At 71.5% G+C, this 21,321-nt stretch carries 21 protein-coding genes; 9 read left to right on the forward strand and 12 right to left on the reverse strand.

Annotated elements, in window-relative coordinates; translation table 11 throughout:
• Positions 1 to 62: 62 nt before the first annotated feature.
• From MFF04_RS05065 to MFF04_RS05080, 4 genes are all read right to left on the reverse strand, one after another.
• Entirely contained in the window at positions 63 to 356 is a 294-nt protein-coding gene (locus tag MFF04_RS05065; RefSeq protein WP_238274358.1) for an aa3-type cytochrome c oxidase subunit IV, read from the reverse strand.
• A gap of 200 nt (positions 357 to 556) precedes the next feature.
• A complete protein-coding gene (locus tag MFF04_RS05070) occupies positions 557 to 1,918 on the reverse strand; it encodes an ABC1 kinase family protein (RefSeq protein ID WP_238274359.1) in 1,362 nt (453 codons plus the stop codon).
• Positions 1,919 to 2,022: 104 nt separating this feature from the next.
• Positions 2,023 to 3,180 carry a hypothetical protein gene (locus MFF04_RS05075; RefSeq protein ID WP_238274360.1) on the reverse strand — a complete coding sequence of 386 codons (1,158 nt, stop codon included), beginning with the start codon at positions 3,178 to 3,180 and terminating at the stop codon, positions 2,023 to 2,025.
• A gap of 66 nt (positions 3,181 to 3,246) precedes the next feature.
• Positions 3,247 to 5,127 carry a M3 family oligoendopeptidase gene (locus MFF04_RS05080; RefSeq protein ID WP_238274361.1) on the reverse strand — a complete coding sequence of 627 codons (1,881 nt, stop codon included), beginning with the start codon at positions 5,125 to 5,127 and terminating at the stop codon, positions 3,247 to 3,249.
• A gap of 270 nt (positions 5,128 to 5,397) precedes the next feature.
• Between MFF04_RS05080 and MFF04_RS05085 the strand changes: the two genes are divergently transcribed.
• The 3 genes from MFF04_RS05085 to MFF04_RS05095 all read left to right on the forward strand — a co-directional run bounded on the left by MFF04_RS05085 (position 5,398) and on the right by MFF04_RS05095 (position 10,772).
• On the forward strand, positions 5,398 to 6,888 hold the full coding sequence (locus tag MFF04_RS05085; RefSeq protein ID WP_238274362.1) for a sigma-54-dependent transcriptional regulator: 1,491 nt from the start codon (positions 5,398 to 5,400) through the stop codon (positions 6,886 to 6,888).
• Between the two features lie 121 nt (positions 6,889 to 7,009).
• Entirely contained in the window at positions 7,010 to 9,034 is a 2,025-nt protein-coding gene (locus MFF04_RS05090; protein ID WP_238274363.1) for a L,D-transpeptidase family protein, read from the forward strand.
• A 187-nt stretch (positions 9,035 to 9,221) separates the two neighbouring features.
• The gene (locus MFF04_RS05095) at positions 9,222 to 10,772 is read left to right on the forward strand and encodes a peptidoglycan L,D-endopeptidase MepK (protein WP_441338604.1); all 1,551 of its coding nucleotides are present in this window, start codon (positions 9,222 to 9,224) and stop codon (positions 10,770 to 10,772) included.
• A gap of 170 nt (positions 10,773 to 10,942) precedes the next feature.
• On the opposite strand, the gene ppdK is transcribed toward MFF04_RS05095, so the two are convergent.
• Both ppdK and MFF04_RS05105 read right to left on the reverse strand, forming a co-directional pair.
• Entirely contained in the window at positions 10,943 to 13,639 is a 2,697-nt protein-coding gene (gene ppdK, locus MFF04_RS05100; protein WP_238274364.1) for a pyruvate, phosphate dikinase, read from the reverse strand.
• A gap of 237 nt (positions 13,640 to 13,876) precedes the next feature.
• Complete coding sequence (locus MFF04_RS05105) at positions 13,877 to 14,518, reverse strand: L,D-transpeptidase (RefSeq protein ID WP_238274365.1); 642 nt, start codon at positions 14,516 to 14,518, stop codon at positions 13,877 to 13,879.
• Positions 14,519 to 14,697: 179 nt separating this feature from the next.
• Between MFF04_RS05105 and MFF04_RS05110 the strand changes: the two genes are divergently transcribed.
• Together MFF04_RS05110 and MFF04_RS05115 are read left to right on the forward strand one after the other, a co-directional pair.
• Positions 14,698 to 15,153 carry a VOC family protein gene (locus tag MFF04_RS05110; protein WP_238274411.1) on the forward strand — a complete coding sequence of 152 codons (456 nt, stop codon included), beginning with the start codon at positions 14,698 to 14,700 and terminating at the stop codon, positions 15,151 to 15,153.
• Between the two features lie 88 nt (positions 15,154 to 15,241).
• On the forward strand, positions 15,242 to 15,484 hold the full coding sequence (locus MFF04_RS05115) for a hypothetical protein (protein WP_238274366.1): 243 nt from the start codon (positions 15,242 to 15,244) through the stop codon (positions 15,482 to 15,484).
• Between the two features lie 16 nt (positions 15,485 to 15,500).
• Here MFF04_RS05115 and MFF04_RS05120 read toward each other — a convergent pair whose 3' ends face one another.
• Together MFF04_RS05120 and MFF04_RS05125 are read right to left on the reverse strand one after the other, a co-directional pair.
• Positions 15,501 to 15,944, reverse strand: a complete 444-nt coding sequence (locus MFF04_RS05120; protein ID WP_238274367.1) for a cyclic nucleotide-binding domain-containing protein — start codon at positions 15,942 to 15,944, stop codon at positions 15,501 to 15,503.
• A gap of 120 nt (positions 15,945 to 16,064) precedes the next feature.
• Complete coding sequence (locus MFF04_RS05125; protein ID WP_238274368.1) at positions 16,065 to 16,271, reverse strand: hypothetical protein; 207 nt, start codon at positions 16,269 to 16,271, stop codon at positions 16,065 to 16,067.
• Positions 16,272 to 16,455: 184 nt separating this feature from the next.
• On the opposite strand from MFF04_RS05125, the gene MFF04_RS05130 reads away from it, so the two are divergent.
• Positions 16,456 to 16,650 carry a con-10 family general stress protein gene (locus MFF04_RS05130; RefSeq protein ID WP_283206347.1) on the forward strand — a complete coding sequence of 65 codons (195 nt, stop codon included), beginning with the start codon at positions 16,456 to 16,458 and terminating at the stop codon, positions 16,648 to 16,650.
• Positions 16,651 to 16,807: 157 nt separating this feature from the next.
• Here MFF04_RS05130 and MFF04_RS05135 read toward each other — a convergent pair whose 3' ends face one another.
• Both MFF04_RS05135 and MFF04_RS05140 read right to left on the reverse strand, forming a co-directional pair.
• The gene (locus tag MFF04_RS05135; protein ID WP_238274370.1) at positions 16,808 to 17,314 is read right to left on the reverse strand and encodes a hypothetical protein; all 507 of its coding nucleotides are present in this window, start codon (positions 17,312 to 17,314) and stop codon (positions 16,808 to 16,810) included.
• 265 nt (positions 17,315 to 17,579) lie between these two features.
• Positions 17,580 to 18,383 (reverse strand): response regulator, encoded by an 804-nt coding sequence (locus MFF04_RS05140; RefSeq protein WP_238274371.1) that lies wholly within the window; start codon positions 18,381 to 18,383, stop codon positions 17,580 to 17,582.
• Positions 18,384 to 18,496: 113 nt separating this feature from the next.
• Between MFF04_RS05140 and MFF04_RS05145 the strand changes: the two genes are divergently transcribed.
• A complete protein-coding gene (locus MFF04_RS05145; protein WP_238274372.1) occupies positions 18,497 to 18,802 on the forward strand; it encodes a NepR family anti-sigma factor in 306 nt (101 codons plus the stop codon).
• Between the two features lie 114 nt (positions 18,803 to 18,916).
• Here MFF04_RS05145 and MFF04_RS05150 read toward each other — a convergent pair whose 3' ends face one another.
• Positions 18,917 to 19,090 (reverse strand): DUF1328 domain-containing protein, encoded by a 174-nt coding sequence (locus tag MFF04_RS05150; RefSeq protein ID WP_238274373.1) that lies wholly within the window; start codon positions 19,088 to 19,090, stop codon positions 18,917 to 18,919.
• Between the two features lie 257 nt (positions 19,091 to 19,347).
• Here MFF04_RS05150 and MFF04_RS05155 point away from each other — a divergent pair, with 257 nt between their 5' ends.
• Both MFF04_RS05155 and MFF04_RS05160 read left to right on the forward strand, forming a co-directional pair.
• A complete protein-coding gene (locus MFF04_RS05155) occupies positions 19,348 to 19,494 on the forward strand; it encodes a hypothetical protein (RefSeq protein ID WP_238274374.1) in 147 nt (48 codons plus the stop codon).
• An 83-nt stretch (positions 19,495 to 19,577) separates the two neighbouring features.
• Positions 19,578 to 20,507, forward strand: coding sequence for an MBL fold metallo-hydrolase (locus MFF04_RS05160; protein WP_238274375.1), 930 nt, complete (start codon positions 19,578 to 19,580; stop codon positions 20,505 to 20,507).
• A gap of 4 nt (positions 20,508 to 20,511) precedes the next feature.
• Here MFF04_RS05160 and MFF04_RS05165 read toward each other — a convergent pair whose 3' ends face one another.
• Positions 20,512 to 21,291 (reverse strand): DUF1499 domain-containing protein, encoded by a 780-nt coding sequence (locus tag MFF04_RS05165; RefSeq protein WP_238274376.1) that lies wholly within the window; start codon positions 21,289 to 21,291, stop codon positions 20,512 to 20,514.
• Between the last annotated feature and the right edge of the window lie 30 nt (positions 21,292 to 21,321).

A 21,321-nucleotide genomic window follows, 5' to 3' on the forward strand; every position in this document is an offset into this window, starting at 1 on the left:
TGGTTGGTCTGGTGGAAGCGTGGCGATTTTAACCGGCTCCGCCGGAGCGGAGCCGGACGGCCTCAACCGAAGAAGAGGTAGAGGGCGAGGAGAAGCGCGACGAAGGCGGGGGCCTTCCAGCCGATCGCGGGGGCGAAGGCGGCGATCGCGCCGGCAGCGCTCGAGGCGATGACGCCGGCGATGGCCAGGAGCCAAGCCTCGTGGATGCCTCCGACCGCGAGGGCGAGGACCCAGCAGATCACCACGCCCGTCGAGATCTCGACGAAGCGGACGAAGCCCTTGTAGGTCTGCTCGTGAGTGCCGGCATCCATGGCCGAGCTGTAGCCAAGCTCGGAGATGCTCCTGGTATCGGCCATGTCGATTCCGTCCCTTGCGCGCAGTGTTTCAAGCCCGCGCGAATTAGCGCAACCGTACCTTTGCCGCAATCGGCCGGCGCTGGACCATTCGGGGCCGTTGTCGACAGTCCATCTGGTATACCAGATGGACTGTCTAGAGGGTTTCAAGCGTTGCTGTGGGCAACGCGGCCCGGATCGCGGATCAAGCGTGCGCGATGGGTTCAGGCCGGCTGCGGCAGGCCGACGGCCGCGAGCGCCGCGCTCTGACGGGTGGCGAGATCGTCGAGGGAGAAGCGCTCGATCTCGGCCTCGAACAGCCGGTGGTAGTTCAGCTCGGAGCGCAGGTGCAGGAACACGGCGCCGAGCCCGACCGCGGCCCTGTCCATGAACACGAACTCCTGCGGCACCGTCACCGGGCCCTTCTCCTTGAGCGCCTGATGCACCTCGAAGGCCTGCCGGCGGCCGTAATCGCCGGGCTTGACGCCGTCGGCGACGGTGCGGACCCGGTCCTCCAGGAGCGGCCCGTAGATGAAGCGCGCCCAGACGTTGAGGATGTCGATGAGGTCGCGGTTGAGGTCTCGGAAGCCCCAGACCTCGTAGGCGTGGACGGTGCGGGCTTCGTCACCTTCCAGCAAGCCCCGGTAGAGATCGACCACGCCGCCGACGAAGCGCGGATGGAAGATGCGGATGCAGCCGTAGTCGAGGAGGTTGATGCCGCCAGGCTCGGCCCCCTCGGTGAAGACCGTGTAGTTGCCGAGATGGGGATCGCCGTGGATCACCGCGGCGCGGCCGAACGGGTGCCACCAGGCCTTGAACATCGCCTGCGCGATGCGGTTGCGGATCTCCACCGGGCTGTCGGCGAAGCCGAGGATGCGCTCGCCCTCGAGCCAGCCGAGGGTGAGGAGCCGGCGGGTCGACAGGTCCGTGTGCACGGCGGGCACGCGCACGGCCTCGACGTCGCGCAGCACGTCTCCGTAGAGGGCGGCGTGCCGGGCCTCGCGGGTGTAATCCAGCTCCTCGCGGACGCGGGCGCCGATTTCCTTCGCGATCTCGCGGGTGTCGAGCCAGGAGCTCATGCGGCGGTGGAGGGCGAAGGCGACTTCGAGCTGCTTGAGGTCGGCCTCCACGGCGGATTGCATATCTGGGTACTGGAGCTTGCAGGCGAGCGCCTCCCCCTCCCGCGACACGGCGCGGTGGACCTGTCCGAGGGAGGCAGCGGCGGCGGGCTTCAGGTCGAAGCTCTCGAAGCGGGACTGCCAGTCCGCCCCGAGCTCGGCCATCATGCGGCGCTTGACGAAGGCCGCGCCCATGGGCGGCGCGTCGGCCTGGAGCTTCTGCAGCTCGGCGGCGTATTCCGGCGGCAGCAGGTCGGGCACGGTGGCCAGCAGCTGCGCCACCTTCATGATCGGACCTTTGAGGCCGCCCAGCGCCTGCGCCAGGGCGGCGGCGTTGGTGGTGCCCTCCCGGCCGAACAGCCGGGCGCCGGCCATGCGCGCCGCGACCCCGCCGACATTGGCGCCGACGCGGGCGTAGCGCCCGGCGCGGGCGGAGAATCGGTTGGCTTCCGGATCGGTCTCGGACATCGGGCCTGGCTGTCGCTCGGGGAGCCTTCGAGATAAGCGCCCTGCCCCGCTCCGCCAGGGCCATGGGGCGGCAGGCCGCGGTTATGTCCGAGGCGCCGCGGGGCTCAGCGCAGGTAGATGACGCTGTAGAGCGTGCGGCGCAGCTCGCCCTCGTTCAGCCAGACGCGGCCGTTCTCGCAGCGCTCGCGGACCCCCGGCCTCATGCGCGAGCAGTACTCGCCGGTATTGTCCTGCACGAGGTAGCGGCAGGCGCCGCCCTGCCGCCGCCGCGCGATCACGGTGCTCGAATGATCCGCGGCGAGGTCCGGGTCCTTCGGGTCGCGGTCCTGGAGGATGTACCAGGAGTAGCCGACGGTGGGCGCGCGGCCGTTGTCGAGGGCGTAGTCGACCATGGCCAGCATCCGCTCGATCTGGCGCGGCGTCGGCGGGGTCCCCGCCTCCAGCATGTCCATGAACTCGAGCTGGTTCGCGGCGACCCGGTAGGAGATCGGCAGCAGCGGCACCGGCAGGGGGCGGCGCCGGCAGCGCGCCTCCGTCAGCCGAAGCCAGGCGTCGTTGAAGGCGTCGGCCCGCCGGCTGCGCAGCCGCTCGACGGTGGCGCCGGTGCGGCGGAAGCACTGGTTCGGCGCCCGCACGGAGGCGGAGAAGCGCAGCTTGGCGAAGGGCTTGGTGAAATGCGCGTATCCTTCGTGCGAGGGAAGGTCGCGCTCCGTGCAGAGCCCGTCGAGATTGTAGAGGAGCGCCGCCGCGTCCTCCTCGCCGCCCTCGAGCTTGTCGAAATAGGGTTCGCGCCGCCTGTTACCGTCGATCGAGATGTCGACGGCGTTGCGGCTCCAGGCGATGTCCTCCCGGTAGGAGGGATGCGCCCGGAGATGGGCCCGTACCCGCGGGTCGGGGTGATCCGCCAAGCGGCCGGGATCGGCGAAGTAAAAGCGCGTGGCGACGTCGAGCGGCGAGACCGCGACCCCGACCCGCTGCGAGATCATGTCGGCGGTGGCGTAGGCGTAGCAGATGGCGCTGTCGCCCTGCCCCACCGGGATCTCGGCGGGTTTCGGCGAGAGCCCGACGTTTCCCGGCAGAGCGTGGGTGCTCGGCGGCATCGGAATGCGCACCGGCGCGCAGGCGGGGTTGCGGGCATAGGCCGGTCGCGCCGGCAGCAGCCGGGGATCGACGCGCTCGCCCGCGCCGGCCGGCACGACCGCAAGCGCCGCAGCGAGGCCGAGCCAAGCCGCTCTCGCCCATCCTCCGAACCCCGCACCCATCCGCCGCCCCCGATTCCCGAGGGCGCGTAGCCTCATCGGCCGGAGTCCTTCAAGCGTGATGGAGGCTCAACCCTGCGCCTCCATCGCCTCCAGCTCGGCGATCATGCCCTCGATCATGCCGAGCCCGATCTGCCAGAAGGACGGGTCGCCGGCATCCAGGCCGAAGGGCTTCAGAAGCTCGCCGTAGGGCTTCGAGCCGCCCGCCGAGAGCAGGGCGAAGTAGCGTTCCACGAAGCCCTCCTCGGCCTTGGCGTAGACCCCGTAGAGGGAGTTCACGAGGCAGTCGCCGAAGGCGTAGGCGTAGACGTAGAACGGCGAGTGGATGAAGTGCGGGATGTAGGCCCAGAAGGGCTCGTAGCCCGGATCCAACGTGATCGCCGGCCCCAGCGACTCGGCCTGCACCGACATCCAGAGGGCGTTGATCTCCTCCGCCGTCAGCTCGCCCTTGGCGCGGGCGAGATGGACCTTCCGCTCGAAGGAGTAGAAGGCGATCTGCCGCACCACCGTGTTGATCATGTCCTCGACCTTGGCGGCGAGCATGGCGCGCCGCTGGGTCGTGTCGGTGGTGGCTGCGAGAAGGCGGCGGAACGTCAGCATCTCGCCGAACACGCTTGCGGTCTCGGCGAGCGTCAGGGGCGTCGGCGCCATCAGCGCGCCGTTGGGGCCGGCGAGCACCTGGTGGACGCCGTGGCCGAGCTCGTGGGCCAGCGTCATCACGTCCCGCGGCTTCCCCTGGTAGTTCACGAGCACGTAGGGGTGCACGGAGGGCACGGTCGGATGCGCGAAGGCGCCGGGCGCCTTGCCGGGCCGGGTCGGCGCGTCGATCCAGTTGCGGTCGAAGAAGTCACGGGCGATGCCCGCCATCCGCGGCGAGAAGGCGCCGTAGGCGTCGAGCACCGTGTCGCGGGCCTCGGTCCAGGGGATCACCCGCTGCTCGACCTTCGGGAGCGGCGCGTTGCGGTCCCAGTAGGGCAGCGCCTCGACGCCGAACCACTTCGCCTTGAGCCGGTAGTAGCGGTGCGAGAGCCGCGGGTAGGCGGCGCGCACCGCCTCGACGAGGGCGGCCACCACCTCCGGCTCGACGCGGTTGGCGAGGTGGCGGGCGTCGGCCACGTCCTTGAAGCCCCGCCAGCGGTCGGAGATCTCCTTGTCCTTGGCGAGCGTGTTGGTGATGAGGGCGAAGACCCGCAGGTTCGCCCGGAACACCTCGCTGAGCGCGCCGGCCGCCTCCCGGCGGACGGCCCCGTCCGGGTCCTGGAGCTTGTTGAGGGTCGGCTCCAGCGGCAGGCTCTCGCCGTCGACGGGGAAGCGCAGCGCCGCGATGGTCTCGTTGAAGAGCCGGTCCCAGGCGGCGTTCGAGGTCACGGACTTGTCGAGGAAGAGCTTCTCGATGCGGTCCTCGAGCTGGAAGGGCTTCTCCCGGCGCAGGTCCTCGATCCAGGGCGCGTAGCGGGCGAGCGGGCCGGCGGCCATGGCCCGGTCCATGGTGGCGTCGTCCGCCCGGTTCAGCTCCAGGGCGAAGAACAGCAGGTTGCCGGAGGCGGCGGTGAGGCGCTCGCGGGTGTCGCCGTAGAACTTGGCCCGCCGCTCGTCGGTGGTGTCGCCCGAGTAGACGAGCCCGGCATAGGACATCAGCTTGCCGAGAAGCTCCTCGATCCCCTCGTAGGCGACCACCGCCTCGGCCAGCGCCCGCGAGGCGCCCTCCCCCTCGACGAGCGCGCCGATGCGGCCGGCGTAGCGCTCGTGGAAGCCCAGGCACTCGGCCTCGGCGCGGGCGAGGTCGTCGGCGAAGGCCGGATCGTCGAGGCCTGCGTAGAGGTCGCGCAGGTCCCATTCCGGCAGGGGCCCGAGGTCGACGGCGCGGGCCGCGGCCCGCGCTGCGGCGGCGCCCTCCGGCGTCCAGGCGCGCTGCGGCAGGTCGAGGGGCGCGTCGGCACGGATCGGCATCGGGGCTTGTGTCCTTGCGCGGCCGGCTGAAGCGCCGCGTTCGGGCTGAGATATCGAGCGCCCCCGGCCCCGATCAACCGGTCCGCGTCGCGATGGCGACCGCATCCCCGCAATGCCGGCCCGCGCCGCCCCGCGAACGTCGTTAAGCGAGGCTTTACGCTCTTGGGCGACCCTGCATCTCGAATCGAAACAGGGCCGGCCGCGCCGGCGCCGCGGCCTCGCGCCCGGTGCCCGCCGCTCGCGCCCGCACATCCGGAAGTGGCGCCGTTCATGACGACCACCGTTCTCATCGTCGACGACGATCCCGTGCAGCGCCGCCTCACCGAGGCGATGGTGCGCCGCTTCGGCTTCGAGGTGCGGCTCGCGGAGAACGGCGTGGACGGTCTCGCCACCCTGCGGGCGGGCGGCGACATCGACGTGGTGCTGCTCGATCTCGTCATGCCCGGCGGCCTCGACGGGATCGGCGTCATGGCCGAGATGCGCAAGGCCGGCCTCGACACGCCCGTCATCGTGCAGACCTCGAACGGCTCCATCGACGCCGTGGTCAACGCGATGCGCGCGGGCGCCGTCGACTTCGTCGTGAAGCCCGCCGGCGCCGAGCGCCTCCAGGTCTCGATCAAGAACGCGCTCCGCGTCGACCAGCTGGAAGAGGAGGTCCGCCGGATGCGCCGGCGCGCCAGCGGCGCGCTGACCTTCAAGGACCTCGCCTCCCGCAGCCCGGACATGGAGCGGGTGATCCGGCTCGCCGAGCGTGCCGCCAAATCGAACATCCCCGTGCTGATCGAGGGCGAGTCCGGCGTCGGCAAGGAGGTGCTGGCCCGCGCCATCCAGGGCTCGGGCGAGCGCCGCGGCAAGCCGTTCGTCACCGTCAACTGCGGCGCGATCCCCGAGAACCTCGTGGAGTCGACCCTGTTCGGCCACGAGAAGGGGGCCTTCACCGGCGCCACCGAGCGGCATGTCGGCAAGTTCGTCGAGGCGTCGGGCGGCACGCTCTTCCTGGACGAGATCGGCGAGCTGCCCCTCGACGCGCAGGTGAAGCTGCTGCGGGCCCTTCAGGAGGGCGAGGTCGATCCCGTCGGCGGCAAGCGCTCCGTGCGGGTCGATATCCGCCTCGTCTCGGCGACGAACCGCTCGCTCCTCGATCTCGTCAAGCAGGGCAAGTTCCGCGAGGACCTCTACTACCGCCTCAACGTCTTCCCGATGACCCTGCCGCCCCTGCGGGCCCGCCGGGAGGACATCCCGGACCTCGCCCGCTCCTTCTGCGCGCGCTTCGCGGCGGAGGAGGGCAAGCGGGTCCGCGGCATCACCGGCGAGGCCATGGGGCTGATCAGCCGCTACGGCTGGCCCGGCAACGTCCGACAGCTCGAGAACGCCCTGTTCCGGGCCGTGGTGCTCGCCGACGGGGACGAGCTCACCGTGGCCGAGTTCCCGCAGATCGCCGCCCAGGTCGAGGGCTTCGACGTGCGCATCCCGCCGGCCCCGAGCCGGCCGCCGGCCGCGGACGTGCCCGAGCCCGTGCGCGAGATCGTCCGCGTCGAGGTCCGCGACCCCCACGCCATGTCGCTGCTCGTCGAGGACACCGGCGAGATGAAGACCATGGAGACGCTGGAAGCCGAGGTGATCCGCTTTGCCCTCCAGTTCTACCGGGGGCGCATGTCGGAGGTCTCCCGCCGCCTCGGGATCGGCCGCTCGACCCTCTACCGCAAGCTCAAGGACCTTGGCCTCGAAGGAGAGGACAAGGCGGACGACGCCGCGGCCTGAGCGGCCCCGGCCGGTGCCGATCCGCACCGTCGCCGGGACCTCGATTGCCTAAGGCCCCGCTCGAACCGATATTGTCAGGATCCGGTCGGCCGCCCGTGGCCGCCTCTCCGGGAGACAGGACATGGGCGCCCCGCGTTCCGCCAAAGCCGCCCTCGCCGTGCTCCTTGCCGGGTCGGTCTGCGCCGCCAGCCTCGCGCGGGCGCAGGAAGCCGCCGCCACGGTTCCCGATGCGCCGGTGACGCGCTCCGCCGCCGTCGAGCCGGCCGCGCCCGCTCCGGAAGAACCCGCACCCGGAAGCGACGCCGCGCCGGTCGCCGTCGCGCCCGGCCCGTCCCCGGAGCCGCGCCCGGCCGAGATGACCGGCGCCGTGAGCCCGCAGGCCGATCCCGCGCCGGTGCCGAATGCCGCGAGCGCGCCGGAGAAGGCCGCCGAGGCCCCTCCCCCCGTGCCTGCCGATCCGTTGTCGGCGGCGGTCACCGCCCGTCTGTCGAGCGGCGCGCCGCTGCTGCCGCGCTTCGGCGCCCGCGACCGGGAGTCGCTCCAGGCGGTCTATGCGCTCGGCGCCTTCAAGCCGGTCTGGATCGTCGACGGCCGCTTCACCCCGGCCGCGACCGCCGCCGCTGCCCGCCTCGCCCGCGCCGGAGAGGACGGTCTCGACCCGGCCGCCTACCCGGTGCCCGTGCTCGCGGTGACCGGCCGCGCGCCGACCGAGGCCGAGATCGCCGACGCCGACCTGCGGCTCTCGGCGGCGGTGGCGCTCTACGCCCGCGACGCGCGGGGCGGGCGCATCAACCCCACGAGCCTGTCGCGGCTGGTGACGCCGGTCCTCGATCTGCCGTCGCCCGACGCCGTGGTCGGCCGGATCGCCGCCGCGGGCACGAACGCGGGCGACCTCCTCCAGGCCTACAACCCGCACGAGGCGGGCTATCTCGCCCTCAAGTCGCGGCTCGCGAGCCTGCGCGGCCCGGCCGTCGCCGAGGCGCCGGCCCTGAAGCTGCCGCCCGGCCCGATCCTGCGGGTCGGCATGCGCGACCCGAGGGTGCCGCAGCTGCGCGCCCGCTTCGGTCTCGAGACCCGCACCGCCGGCACCCTCGACGCGGCGCCCGGCGATCCCGAGACCTACGATGCCGCCGCCGCCGCCGCCGTCTCCGCCTTCCAGCGGGAGCGCGGCCTGGCGGCCACCGGCGCGCTCAACGCCCAGACCGTCGTGGCGCTCGCGAGCCCCGCCGGCCGGCTCGGCGGCGGCGAGGAAGCGTCGCTTCTCGTCAACATGGAGCGCTGGCGCTGGCTGCCCGCCGATCTCGGGCCCGACTACGTGATGGTCAACGTGCCCGAGTACCGCCTGCGGGTCTTTCGCGATGGGCGCCTGCGGGACGAGACCCGGGTGATCGTCGGCAAGACCGAATCGCCGACGCCCATCTTCTCGGGGATGATGGAGTACGCGGTCGTGAACCCCTCGTGGCACGTGCCGCCCTCGATCCTCAAGAACGAGTTCCTGCCGGGGCTCGCCCGCGATCCGTCCTACGCGGCGCGGCGCGGCTACGAGGTCGTGCGGCGGGGCAACTCCATCTCGGTGCGGCAGCCGCCGGGGGAGCGAAACGCCCTCGGGTTCATCAAGTTCATGTTCCCGAACAACCATGCGGTCTACCTGCACGACACGCCGAACCGCTCGCTCTTCGCCCGCTCCGAGCGGGCGCTCAGCCACGGCTGCGTGCGCGTCGACGACCCGTTCCGCTTCGCCGATTCCGTGCTGCCCGCGGCCTGGACCAGCGAGCGGCTGAAGAAGCTGATCGGCAAGGGCGAGCGCACGGTCCAGCTCGGCACCAAGCTGCCGGTGCATCTCGCCTACTTCACCGCCTATGTGGACGATGCCGGCCGCTATCGGACGCTCCCCGACCTCTACGGCTACGACGCCCGCATGCGCACGGCGCTGGGCCTGCCGGGTGGCGCCCCGGCGATGGTGCGCGCCCCCGCCGAGCCCGCCCGCGTGGTTTCGACGATGCCTGCGATGAAACCGGCCGTGAAGCCCGCGGCTCCGCCGAAGAAGGTCGCGCAGCGTCCGACGCGGGCCGCGCCGGAGTACGGCGAGCCGGGCCTGATGACCCCGGTGCCCGAATCACCCCGCCGCAGCTTCGGCTGGTGGTAGTCGCGCCCGCGCGACCGAGCCGTCACGCCTCTGGAAATCGTGTCCCGCGTGCCGGTTCGCCCGTGCGCGGGCGCACTTGCGGGCTGAATTCGGCCACGGTTGCGCCTTAGCCATTCCGCCTCGATGGGTGTCCGGCGAAGGACCCGCTAACCGGCTCTTCACGGTTTTCGGCAACCTTGCGTTCACCATGACCCGCGCGCCTCCCGCGCGATCCGGACGAGGGTGGACCATCGTGACTGCGGCTCTCGCGGACGGACCGGATCGGCGCAGGGGATCGGAGACGGCCGGACGCCTGCGCGCCGGGCTGAAGATCCTCGCCCTCGGCGGTCTCGCCCTCACCGCCTGGCTCGGCGCGGCGCGGGGCACGCAGGACGCGGTGGCCAACGGCGACACCCGCACGCTGACCATCTTCCACACGCACTCCAAGGAGAGCGCGACCATTACCTTCCGGCGGGACGGGCGCTACGACCGCGCCGGCCTCGATCAGCTCAACCATCTCCTGCGCGACTGGCGCACGGACGAGTCGACGCGGATGGACCCGCGCCTGTTCGACACGGTCTGGGAGGTCTACCGGCAGGTCGGATCCTCGGAGGCGATTCACATCGTCTCCGCCTACCGGGCGCCCGGCACCAACGCGATGCTGCGCCGCCGCTCCAAGGCGGTGGCCGAGTTCAGCCAGCACATGCTCGGCAAGGCCATGGACTTCTACCTGCCCGACGTGTCGATCGACCAGATCCGCGCCATGGGCATGAAGCTCCAGCGCGGCGGCGTCGGCTGGTATCCGCGCTCCGGCTCGCCCTTCGTGCATCTCGACGTCGGCTCGGTGCGCTCCTGGCCGCGCATGACCCACGACCAGCTCGCCCGGCTCTTCCCCGACGGAAAGACCGTCCACCTGCCCACCGACAACCGGCCGCTCGCCCGCTACGAGGAGGCCCGCGCCGAGGTGCTCTCCCGCGGCGGCACCGTCTCCGGCGTGACGCAGGTCGCCTCCGCCGAGGAGGAGGACGGCCCGAGCATCCGCGGCTTCTTCGCCGGCCTGTTCGGCGGCCGCAGCGAGACGCCCCCGGCCGAGGCCGCACCCGCGCCGCGGCGCAAGGCGCCGGCGGTGGTCGTGGCGAGCGCCGATCCCGAGGCCGGCATCGGTGCGCCCCAGGCGCTCGCCTTCGCCCCCGCCGACCCGACGAAGCGCGACGCCAGGGCGCTGCTGACCGCCGAGCGGCCGGCGGAGGCCGCCGCCCGCATCGCCGTCGAGACGCCGAACGTCGATGCGCTCGCCGCCGCCCCTGCCGCGCCCCTGCCCCCGCGCCGCCCGGCGGAGTTCGCCGCGGTGATGGCCGCCCTGACCATGCCGCTGCCCCCCGCCCGGCCGGCCCAGTTCGCGACCCTCGGCCCGACCCCCCTGCCCGCCGCCGTAACCGGGATGGCGAGCACCCTGGCGGGCACGGCGATCGACCCCGCGTCCCGACGCAGGGCGCCCCTCGTCGCCGCGGACGCGGATTCCCGCACGCAGCTGCGTGCCCTGTTCGAGGCGGCCTCCGCCGAGGCCCGCCCGGCCGGCCCCGCGACCCCGGTGCGCGTCGCCGTCGCCCGCCCCCGCTTCGACGCGGCGCCGGGTGCTCTCGTGACCGGCGCGGGCCCGCGCGTGACCACCCGCTTCGCCGCCGGCAGCCCCGGTGACGAGCTCGCCACTTCCCGTTTCACCGGCTCCGCCACCCGCGCCGTGCCCGGCGCCCGCTGATCGAACGCGGGCATCTCTCCCCGCCCGGCGGCGCGGGCGTCTCGGCGTCGCTCGGCGGATAAGTCCGGGATGGAGCCTGCACGGTTTCGAGACGAGAACGGCCCCGTAAGCTATCGCTCGCGGGGCCGCTTTCATTTCAAGTCGGGCTGAAGCGCTCGGCCTTCGTTGTCTTACTCACCCTTGACGCTGCTCTCGCCCTTCAGCGCGGCCTGGGCAGCGGCGAGGCGGGCGATCGGCACGCGGAAGGGCGAGCAGGACACGTAGTCGAGCCCGACCTCCTGGCAGAAATGGATCGAGGCCGGGTCGCCGCCATGCTCGCCGCAGATGCCGAGCTTGATGTCGGGGCGCGACTGACGGCCGCGCTCGACGCCGATCCGCACCAGCTCGCCGACGCCTTCCTGGTCGATCGTCACGAAGGGGTCGGCCTCGAGGATGCCCTTCTGGGTGTAGGCGCCGAGGAAGGTGCCGGCGTCGTCGCGCGAGATGCCGAGCCCCGTCTGGGTGAGGTCGTTGGTGCCGAAGGAGAAGAACTCCGCCGTCTCGGCGATCTCCTTCGCGCGCAGGCAGGCGCGCGGCAGCTCGATCATGGTGCCGACCTGATACTCGACGCTCTCGCCGGTCTCCTCGGCGACGGCCTTGGCCATGGCGTCGATGCGGGCCTTGACGATGTCGAACTCGGCGCGGGTGAAGACCAGGGGCACCATCACCTCCGGCGTCACCGGGGCGCCGGTCTTGCGGGCAGCCTCGACGGCGGCCTCGAAGATGGCACGGGCCTGCATCTCCGCGATCTCGGGGAAGGCGATGGCCAGCCGGCAGCCGCGGAAGCCGAGCATCGGGTTGAACTCGGAGAGCTCGCGCATGCGGTGGCGCAGCTTGTCCTCGGAGACGCCGGTGCCGGCGGCGACCTCGGCCACCTCGGCGTCGGTGTGGGGCAGGAACTCGTGCAGCGGCGGGTCGAGGAGGCGGATCGTGACGGGCAGGCCCTGCATGATCGTGAACAGCGCCAGGAAGTCCTGGCGCTGGTAGGGGAGGATCTTGGCGAGCGCGGCGCGGCGGCCCTCGACGTCGTCGGAGAGGATCATCTCGCGCACCGCGACGATGCGGTCGCCCTCGAAGAACATGTGCTCCGTCCGGCACAGGCCGATGCCCTCGGCGCCGAACTCGCGGGCGGTGCGGGCGTCGGTCGGCGTGTCGGCGTTGGCGCGGATGCCCATGGTGCGGACCTCGTCGGCCCAGCCCATCAGGGTCGCGAAGTCGCCGGACAGTTCGGGGGCGACCATCGCGACCTCGCCCTGGATCACTTGGCCCGTGGAGCCGTCGATGGTGAGCTTGTCGCCGGCCTTCAGGGTGACGGGCCCGACCGCGAGGGTGCCGGCCTTGTAGTCGATGCGGATCGCGCCGACGCCGGAAACGCAGGGCTTGCCCATGCCGCGGGCGACGACCGCCGCGTGGCTCGTCATGCCGCCGCGGGTGGTGAGGATGCCCTCGGCCGCGTGCATGCCGTGGATGTCCTCCGGCGAGGTCTCGATGCGCACGAGGATGCAGGGGCGCCCGGCCTTCCGCGCGGCCTCGGCGGCCTCGGAGGAGAACACGATCTCGCCGCTCGCCGCGCCCGGCGAGGCCGGGAGACCCGAGGCGATGACCTTGCGCTCGGCCTTCGGGTCGATGGTCGGGTGGAGAAGCTGGTCGAGGGCGCCGGGCTCGACGCGGCCCACCGCCTCCTCGCGGCTGATGAGCCCCTCGCCGGCGAGCTCGACGGCGATGCGCAGCGCGGCCTTCGCCGTGCGCTTGCCGTTGCGGGTCTGGAGCATCCAGAGCTTCCCGCTCTCGATGGTGAACTCCATGTCCTGCATGTCGCGGTAGTGCTTCTCGAGGAGCCCGTAGATGCGGGTCAGCTCACTGAAGCTCTCCGGCATCGCCCGCTCCATCGAGGGCTTCTCGCTGCCGGCTTCTTGCCGCGCCTTCTCGGTGATGTCCTGGGGCGTGCGGATGCCCGCCACCACGTCCTCGCCCTGGGCGTTGATGAGGAACTCGCCGTAGAGCGCCTTCTCGCCGGTGGAGGGGTTGCGGGTGAAGGCGACGCCGGTGGCCGAGGTGTCGCCCATGTTGCCGAAGACCATGGCCTGGACGTTCACCGCCGTGCCCCAGCTCTCGGGGATGGCGTTCAGCTCGCGGTACTTCTTCGCCCGCGGGATCATCCAGGAGTCGAACACCGCGCCGATCGCGCCCCAGAGCTGGTCCTGGGGCGACTGCGGGAACTCGGCGCCGTGCTCGTCGCGCACGATGCGCTTGTAGGTCGAGACGAGGGTCTTCCAGTCCTCGGCGCCGAGGTCTGTGTCGAGGCTCGCCCCCTTGCTCTCCTTGTAGTGCTCCAGCGCCTCCTCGAAGGCGTGGTGCTCCACGCCGAGCACGACGTTGGCGTACATGGTGATGAAGCGGCGGTAGGAATCGTAGGCGAAGCGCGGGTCGCCGGCGTTGCGGGCGAGCGCCTCGACGGTCTCGTCGTTGAGGCCGAGGTTGAGCACCGTGTCCATCATGCCCGGCATCGAGGCGCGGGCGCCGGAGCGCACGGAGACGAGGAGCGGGTGCTCCGCGTCGCCGAAGCGCTTCCCAGTCAGCGCGCCGACCTGGGCGAGCGCTGCGTCGACCTGCTCGCGAAGCGCCTCCGGGTAGCGCTTGCCGCCGGCATAGTAGGCCGTGCAGACCTCGGTGGTGATGGTGAAGCCGGGGGGCACCGGCAGGCCGAGATTGCACATCTCGGCGAGGTTGGCGCCCTTGCCGCCGAGCAGGTTGCGCATCGACGCCTTGCCCTCGGCCTTCCCGTCGCCGAAGGAATAGACCCACTTGGTGCCGCTCTCGCTCGCCATGTCGCTCTTTTCCTTTGCCGACGGGACACGCCCACGCGGCGGGGTGAACCATCTGATGCTGCAACGCAAGATGAACGGCTGCGCCGGCCGCGCTCCGTCCTATGACGGAGCCGGTCCGTTGTAACGCCGCCGTTCCAGGCTCACGATAGGGCGCGGAGGTGCCCGCAGCCAGTCACTCGCGGCGACGGGCCCGTGGCACCGTGGGACGGATGTCTCGCCGCCGGGCGAGGCCGTTCCTCAGACCCGATACTTGCCGTTGCGCTTCACGAGCACGGTGGCGCCCACCGGCACGCGCTCGTAGAGGTCGACGATGTCCTCGTTGAGCATGCGCACGCAGCCCGACGACATCTGCTCGCCGATGCTCCAGGGCTCGTTGGTGCCGTGGATGCGGAAGAGGATGTCGCGGTTACCTTGGTAAAGGTAGAGGGCGCGGGCGCCGAGCGGGTTGTCGACGCCGCCCTTGCGGGTGCGCGGCAGGTCCGGGTTGAGGGAGACCATGGTCGTGGTCGGGCTCCAGTCCGGCCAGACGCCCTTGCGGCCGACCCGCGCCTCGCCCTTCCAGGAGAAGCCGAGCTTGCCCACGCCGACGCCGTACTGGACGGCGGTGCCGTCCGCCTGGACGAGGGCGAGCTGACGCTTGTCGATGTCGACGACGATGGTGCCCGGCCGCTCGGGACCGGTGTAGCTGACGACCTGGCGGCGGTACTTCGGATCGAGGCGGGACTTGTCGACCAGCGGCACGTCGTAGGGCTTGTCGGGCATCGTGCCGATGTACCAGGCGGAGTCGTCGTCGGCGGCCACGTTGACCGGGCCGCGCTGTTGGCAGGCGGCGAGCGGCGCGATCAGCAGCGCGGCGAGGAGGATCCGGCGGGCCGTCATGGGCTTCCCTTCGTGCAGGTCGTCTCGTGCAGGGGCGAAGCCTCATCACTACCCCCGGGCGGCTTCCGGGGGTGTCACCTTTGGGCCGCAGGTCGGCCTCTTCCGGCCCGTCGCCTGCCATGGCCCGGCGCGCGGCCGTGCCCTATCTCGCCAAGACGGGGACGCGCGGAGTGGCGGCGATGGCCGAGACCGAACTGGAGGCGGAGGTCGAGGGCGTCGCCGATCCGACCCTGCTGCGGCCGGCGATCCATCTCGACCACTGCGTCATCCACGTCTCCGACTGGAAGCGCGCGGCGCGGTTCTACGGGGACGTGCTCGGCGCGGAGGTGATCCCGTTCAAGCGTGGCTACGTGTTCCGCTTCGGCGGCGTCCAGCTCAACGTCCACGGCCCCGGTCAGGTCGGCGAGCCCAGGGCGGCCGAACCGGTGATGCCGGGCAACAGCGACCTCTGCTTCCGCTGGTCGGGCCCGATCGAGGAGGCGCTCGCCCATCTCGCGGCGCAGGGCGTGCCCGTCGAGCTCGGGCCCGTGGCCCGCAACGGCGCGGCCGGCGAGGGCCGCAGCGTCTACTTCCGCGACCCGGACGGCTCGCTGATGGAGTTCATCAGTTACGAGGCGGCCGCGGACGCGTCCTGAGCCGTCGTGCACAGCGTCCAGACCGAGCAACTCGATCTGCACCCTCGCCGTTGTCCGGCATGTCCATCGATCCATCAGGGAGACGACCATGCTTCGCGTCGCGATGACCGCCGGTGCCTTGATCCTTGCCGCCACGGCCGCCCAGGCGCGCGGCGGCTCCTCCGGCGAGGGGGACGGCTGGCTGCGCCAGCAGCTCCAGAACCCGAGCTACATCGAACCGAGCCCCTACGCCTATCGCAACGGCTACCGGCCGAACGACCCGGGCGCCGAGTACGAGGCCTATCGCCGGGGCTACCCGATCTACGGCGAGTGGGGCTGGAAGGCCCGCTGACCCGGGCGAGGTCGGATCAGGCGCCGCTGCGCGCGAGCGCCTGATTCGTCTGCTCGAGGCGCAGCGCCAGCTCGCGCATCACGGCGAGGCCGAGACGGGGGAACTGGGCGAGAAGCTCGAGAAACACGTCCCGGTCGATGCGCAGCGCCAGGGTCTGCCCCTCCGCCGTCACCGTGGCGGAGCGCGGCTGGTCGGCGAGGATGCCCATCTCGCCGACCAGGGCGTTGGCGCCGAGCGTGGCGAGGCGAAACGGGCCGGTCGGCCCGGTGATCGAGACCTCCGCGCCCCCTTCGAGGATCAGGTAGGCGGCGTCCGCCGCGTCCCCTTGCGCGAACAGCCGCTGGCCCGGCTCGAAATGGACGCGCTCGCTGGTGAAGGCGAGGAGCTTGAGCCGGGACGGCTCGACCTCCCGGAAGAGCGGGACCTGCTTCAGCGACAGGACCTCGGTATCGAGGGTCATGCATGGGCTCCCGCGGCGCCGCGCCAGGGCTCGGGCGCTGCCGTCGCAACTTGCCGTTTCGCGCGCCGCTGTCCAGCGGTGCGCTTCGTCGAACCGGCCTCCTCTTCGGCGAGGAGCCTTCTAGCGCCGATCCGTGGAGAGGCCCGAATGGCGTTCGTCCGGCGCCGCGCGCTGGCCGCTCTCGTTGGGCTGCGGCGAGTCGATGGGGTCTTCCGTCGTGGCGGGCACCGGGCTGTCCTCGGGAGCGGGCACCGACGGCTGGGGCGTGCGGTTGGGCTCCGTGGGCAATCCCGAGGCCTTGGGCGAGACCATGTTGGCGTTCGTCACGTCCGTCTCCGTACGCTTCGATGAAACCTGCGCGTGCGTCCGCGAGGTTTCATCATGTGTGGAATCTCATGGAAAACGCTGCCCGATCGTGTCAGTTTCCACTTGCCTGATGCGGGTTTGACACAGGAACCATCGCCGAGCGGCGAAGGTTGTCCTTCTGCAAACGATCACCGAGGAGGCGCTTATGGCATCCGGAAACTCGACCTCGAAGCGAGGGTTCGCTTCCATGAATCTGGAGAAGCAGCGGGAAATAGCGAGCAAGGGCGGCCGCAGCGTGCCGGCCGAGAAGCGGTCCTTCTCGCAGGATCGCGAGCTTGCTTCGTCCGCCGGACGCAAGGGCGGCCAGTCCACCGGCACGGGTCGGGGCGGCGCGGAGTAGCTTTCCCCTGGTTGCGTTCAGAAAGGCCCTCGGCGCTCCGCCGGGGGTTTTTCTTTGGCGGTGTCGATCGGGCGCGATCACGTGAACGCGCAGGAAAAAGCCGCCTGTCCATCTCTGGAAGGCGGCTTCGGTGCGCAGGCGCTGTGGCTGCGGTCGATCAGGTGAGGCAGCGGCCGGGGACCATCCGCCTCGCTTCGGGGCCAGCGAGGCCGCTTACCGGCGTCTCGCAACCTTCCTTGACGAGGCGACGAGGCTTCGGAGCGAGCTGAGCCTTCTCCTCGCCGTCGCGGTTCAGGTGAGGAGTGCGGGCCGGACCGTTGCCGAGATCGGCGACATGGGTCGGGCTGATCGCCAGCGAGACGGGGCGCATACCCGGCAGCGGCGCCGGCAGGACGGCGGGCGTCGAGATGGCCACCGGCAAGGACGGCCCGGTCAGCGCGTCGGCGGTCTGGCGCGCCAGCGGCAGGATCGCGATCGAGAGAACGGCTGCAAGCCCGCTGACGCCGAGGAAGGAGCGAGACCGAAGCATCGACGTGATCTCCAGCGAGAGCTTGACAGGTTGTCTTGAGAACGCCTCCTGCGAAGGTTGGTTCCGAAGACTGTCCCGTTTCGATATCGCCGAGTATTCGCGCTCTCTTCCCGACGCGTCGGTGCGGTTTTGCACGCAGCCGTCCACAGGGCCGGATGTGGCAGAAAAAGCACGAGATGCGAAATTCGCTCTCCGGCGGAACCTCCCCTCGCCCGCCCCGTTACCGGATCACCCGGCCAACTGGTCCTCCCCGCATTCCCCTTGTGCATCGGCCGGAACCTTCCCGACGGGTCGGACGCGAAGTCCGGCCCGTTTTTTCTCGTCTCCCGGTCGTTGCCGCCCACGAAAAAGGCCCCGCGTCGCCGCGGGGCCTTTCCGGTCGTCCGAACGGTGCGGAGGTTCAGCTTCGCGCTTCGCGGCGGCGGGCGGTCTGCTGGAAGAACAGCGCCTGGCTGATGACCGCCGACACGTTGGCGGGCTGGAACGGCTTCGCGATGAGGAAGGCCGGCTCCGGCCGCTCGCCGGTCAGGAAGCGCTCCGGATAGGCGGTGATGAAGATCACCGGCACCTCGAAGGTCTTCAGGAGGTCGTTGACGGCGTCGAGGCCCGACGAGCCGTCGGCGAGCTGGATGTCGGCGAGGATCAGGCCCGGCCGGCGGCCGTCGTCGCCCGCGAGCTTGAGCGCCTCGGTGCGGGTGCGGGCGACGCCGATGACGTTGTGGCCGAGGCCTTCGACCAGGGCCTCGAGGTCCATGGCGATGAGCGGCTCGTCCTCGATGATCAGGATCTCGGTAGCCATGTCGGCCGCGAGCTCGCGGCCGGCCTCGTCGACGAGGTCGCGCACCTCGGTGACGTCGACGTCGAGGATGATCGCCGCGTCCTCCTCGGAGAAGCCCTCCAGACAGGAGAGCAGGAAGGCCTGGCGCGGCAGCGGCGTGATCTGCCCGAGGCGGACCTCCGCGGGCAGGTCGCGCTGAACCTGATCGCTCTGGCCGTTCACCGAGAGCGAGTTCCAGATGCGGGTAAAGACCCGGAAGAGGTCGGCCTTGACGTTCTGGCTGCGGCCCAGGGTGTCGGGCTCGTTGACGAGCGTCTCGAGGGTCGCGGCCACGTAGGCGTCGCCCGCCACTTGGCTGCCCGTGAGCGCGCGTGCGTAGCGGCGCAGGTAGGGCAGGTGCTGAACAACGAGCTGTGATGTGGACATACGATCCTCTGCGGCCCCTTGGACGTTTCCGTCGCTCCCGCCCAACGCCGATCAACCGTGTCCGTTCCGGAGGAAGCGGAACCGATCCCCAGCGGCTGCGTTGCCGGGGAGCCATGGACCATGTCGAGCCGCAAAACAATCGTGGCCATGCGCGGCGCCGTACGGCGGCCGAGGGGACCTTGTGTATGCCATACGAGTACGAAGCCGGAGCCGGCGCGTCGGGCAGACAGAATGCCTCCGCCGTCCCCGAGACCGGCACGGGATCCGACGCCTCGGACGCTCATGAGATCAGGCTGAGCGATCAGGCGCAGCGCAGGATCGGCGCGCATCTCCGATCGATGTACGAGTCCATGATGAGCCAGCCGGTGCCGGAGAAGTTTCGCGCGCTCATCGAGCGGCTCGACGAGACGAAAGGCTGACAGGACCGCGGCACGGGCCCGCTTCTTCTTCGACCCTGGATGCCGCTGCCGCCAAGATCCTGCTCAGAACAAGAAGGTCCGCGACGGGTGTCGCGGACCTTCTTCATTTCGGCCCTAGAGGGTCGAACGGCCTCGCATCAGGCCCATGACGGCCGAGATGGCGAAGAGCACGATCGCCACGAAGAAGACCAGCTTCGCGGCCTCCATGGCGGTGCCGGCGATGCCGCCGAAGCCGAGCAGAGCGGCGACCAGGGCGACGACAAGGAAGGTGACGGCCCAACCGAGCATGTGAGTAGTCCTTCAACGATACGGCTGCGCGGCCTCGGCCGGCGCCTTCTGAGCTGATAACGTCAAGTTTTCGCCCCGGTTCCTCAGTCCTCGCTGCGCTCGGTCAAGTCTTGCGCGGCATGGTGACTCGGCGTGCGATCGCGCCCTTGCAAGGCGGAGGCGGAACCGGAACGATGGGATCGGACCGGGCGTTTGGACATCCGAACCCCGAAACTTCGAAGGCTCGATTCGGGCCGCAACCGGAGACGAGAGCGCCGATGAGCGTGATTTCCCGAGCGAAGACCTGGGCCGGCGAGGCATCGGCGCGGCTCGCGGAGGCCCTGGCCGCTCTCGCAGACACCGTGGCTCCGGCTCCGCAGCCCAAGCCCGTGCCCGTGCGGGTGCGCAACGAGCGGCGCCGCTAGGACGTCCACGCGGACGCCCGTTTGTCCGCCGCGCCGGGATGGCGTAGGGCCCGGCATCCTCGGGAGCGGCACGGGTTGGCGGAATGAGCGGCGAGCGTCACGGCGAGGCCCCCCCGGCCTTCGAACCCCCGTCCGCCGCAACCGGGTCGAGCGAGACGGTGCATCCGCTGATCCGCCGGAGGGTCGCGAACAACCCGAGCGCCTTCACCGCCACCGGCACCTGCACCTATGTGATCGGCCGCGGCTCCGTCGCGGTCATCGACCCGGGCCCAGAGGATGCGGCCCACATCGAGGCGCTCCTCGGCGATCTCGCCGGCGAGACCATCGCCGCCATCCTCGTCACGCATACCCACAAGGACCACTCCCCGGGCGCCCGGCTTCTGAAGGCGCGGACCGGGGCGCCGATCCTCGGCTGCGGTCCGCACCGGGCCGCCCGCCACCGGCTGCCGGGGGAACTGCCCCTGCTCGATGCCAGCGCCGACCGCGCGCACCGGCCCGACCGGGAGATGTCCGAGGGCGACGAGGTCTCCGGTCCCGGCTGGACGCTGCGGGCCGTCGAGACGCCGGGCCACACCATGAACCATCTCGCCTTCAGCCTCCCCGAGGCGGGCACGCTGTTCTCCGGCGATCACGTCATGGCCTGGGCGACGAGCGTGGTGGCGCCGCCGGACGGCTCGATGCGGGCCTATCTCGCCTCCCTCGACCGTCTGCGCGAGCGGGACGAGACGATCTACTGGCCGGGCCATGGCGGGCCCGTGCGCGATCCGGGCCGCTTCGTGCGGGCGCTCGCGGCGCATCGCCGCCAGCGGGAATCGGCGATCCGGGCGCGGCTGTCGGCCGGCGACCGCGACATCGGCACGATCGTCGCGTCCATCTACCAGGGGCTCGATCCGCGCCTGCGCGGGGCGGCGGCGCTCTCGGTCTTCGCCCATCTCGAGGATCTCGTGGAGCGGGGCCTCGCGGCGGCGGAGGGGCCGGTGCTGATCGACGGGCGCTACCGGCCGGCCGGCTGACCGCTCACTTCACCGCCAGCGCCAGGTTGGCGACCTCGTCGAGATAGGCCCGCACCCGGTCGGCGTTGGCGCCGAGGTCGCGGGCGCCGATCCGCGAGGCGGAGCGCACGTCGATGCGGGTGCCGTCGGCGCGGGGGCGGACCCGCACGGTCACGTCGTCGGGACGGTTCAGGATGAGGCCGCGCGCCACCGCCTCGATGCGGCCGTTGCCGACCCGGCCGCCGGGGCGGATCGCCTCCACGATCTGCCAGCGCCGGTTGACGGCGGCCTTGCGGGCCAGCTCGAACGCCATGTCCGCGTCGATGTCGAGGCTGAGGGAGGCGACCTGCGGGTAGGCCTTGCGCTGCGCCTCGCGGGCCGCCGGGCCGGGGTCAGGCGGGTAGCGCCCGTCGCGGGCGGCGAAGGCGGCGCGGGAGCGCGAGAAGGCCGGCGGGTTCTCGGTGTCGGTGCTGACGTCGGCGATGGCCGGCAGGCGAAGGCCCCGGAGCGAGGCGTAGGCCGGATAGGCGAGGACGAGGCCGGCCACGAACAGGCCTGCGAGCGCCCCGCCGAGGCCGCGCGCGCCCTCCCGCCAGATCCGGACGAAGGCGAACAGCGCGAGCAGGGCGGCGAGCAGCGCTGCGGCGAGCCCCGCCCCGAGGGCGGCGAGCGCGGCCGGGCCGTCGGCCCGCTGGTCGCGCACCAGCAGCAGCGCGATCAGCGTGGCCGCCAGGGCGAACAGCGCGACCCGTCGCGAGAGCGGGCCGGCGCGGGTGACGGGCTCCTCGGCGAGCAGGCGGCGCATGGGGTCGGGCTGATCTCGGAAGGCCGCCGG

Source organism: Methylobacterium jeotgali (genome assembly GCF_022179345.1).
In the GTDB taxonomy this organism is placed as follows: Bacteria; Pseudomonadota; Alphaproteobacteria; order Rhizobiales; family Beijerinckiaceae; genus Methylobacterium; species Methylobacterium jeotgali.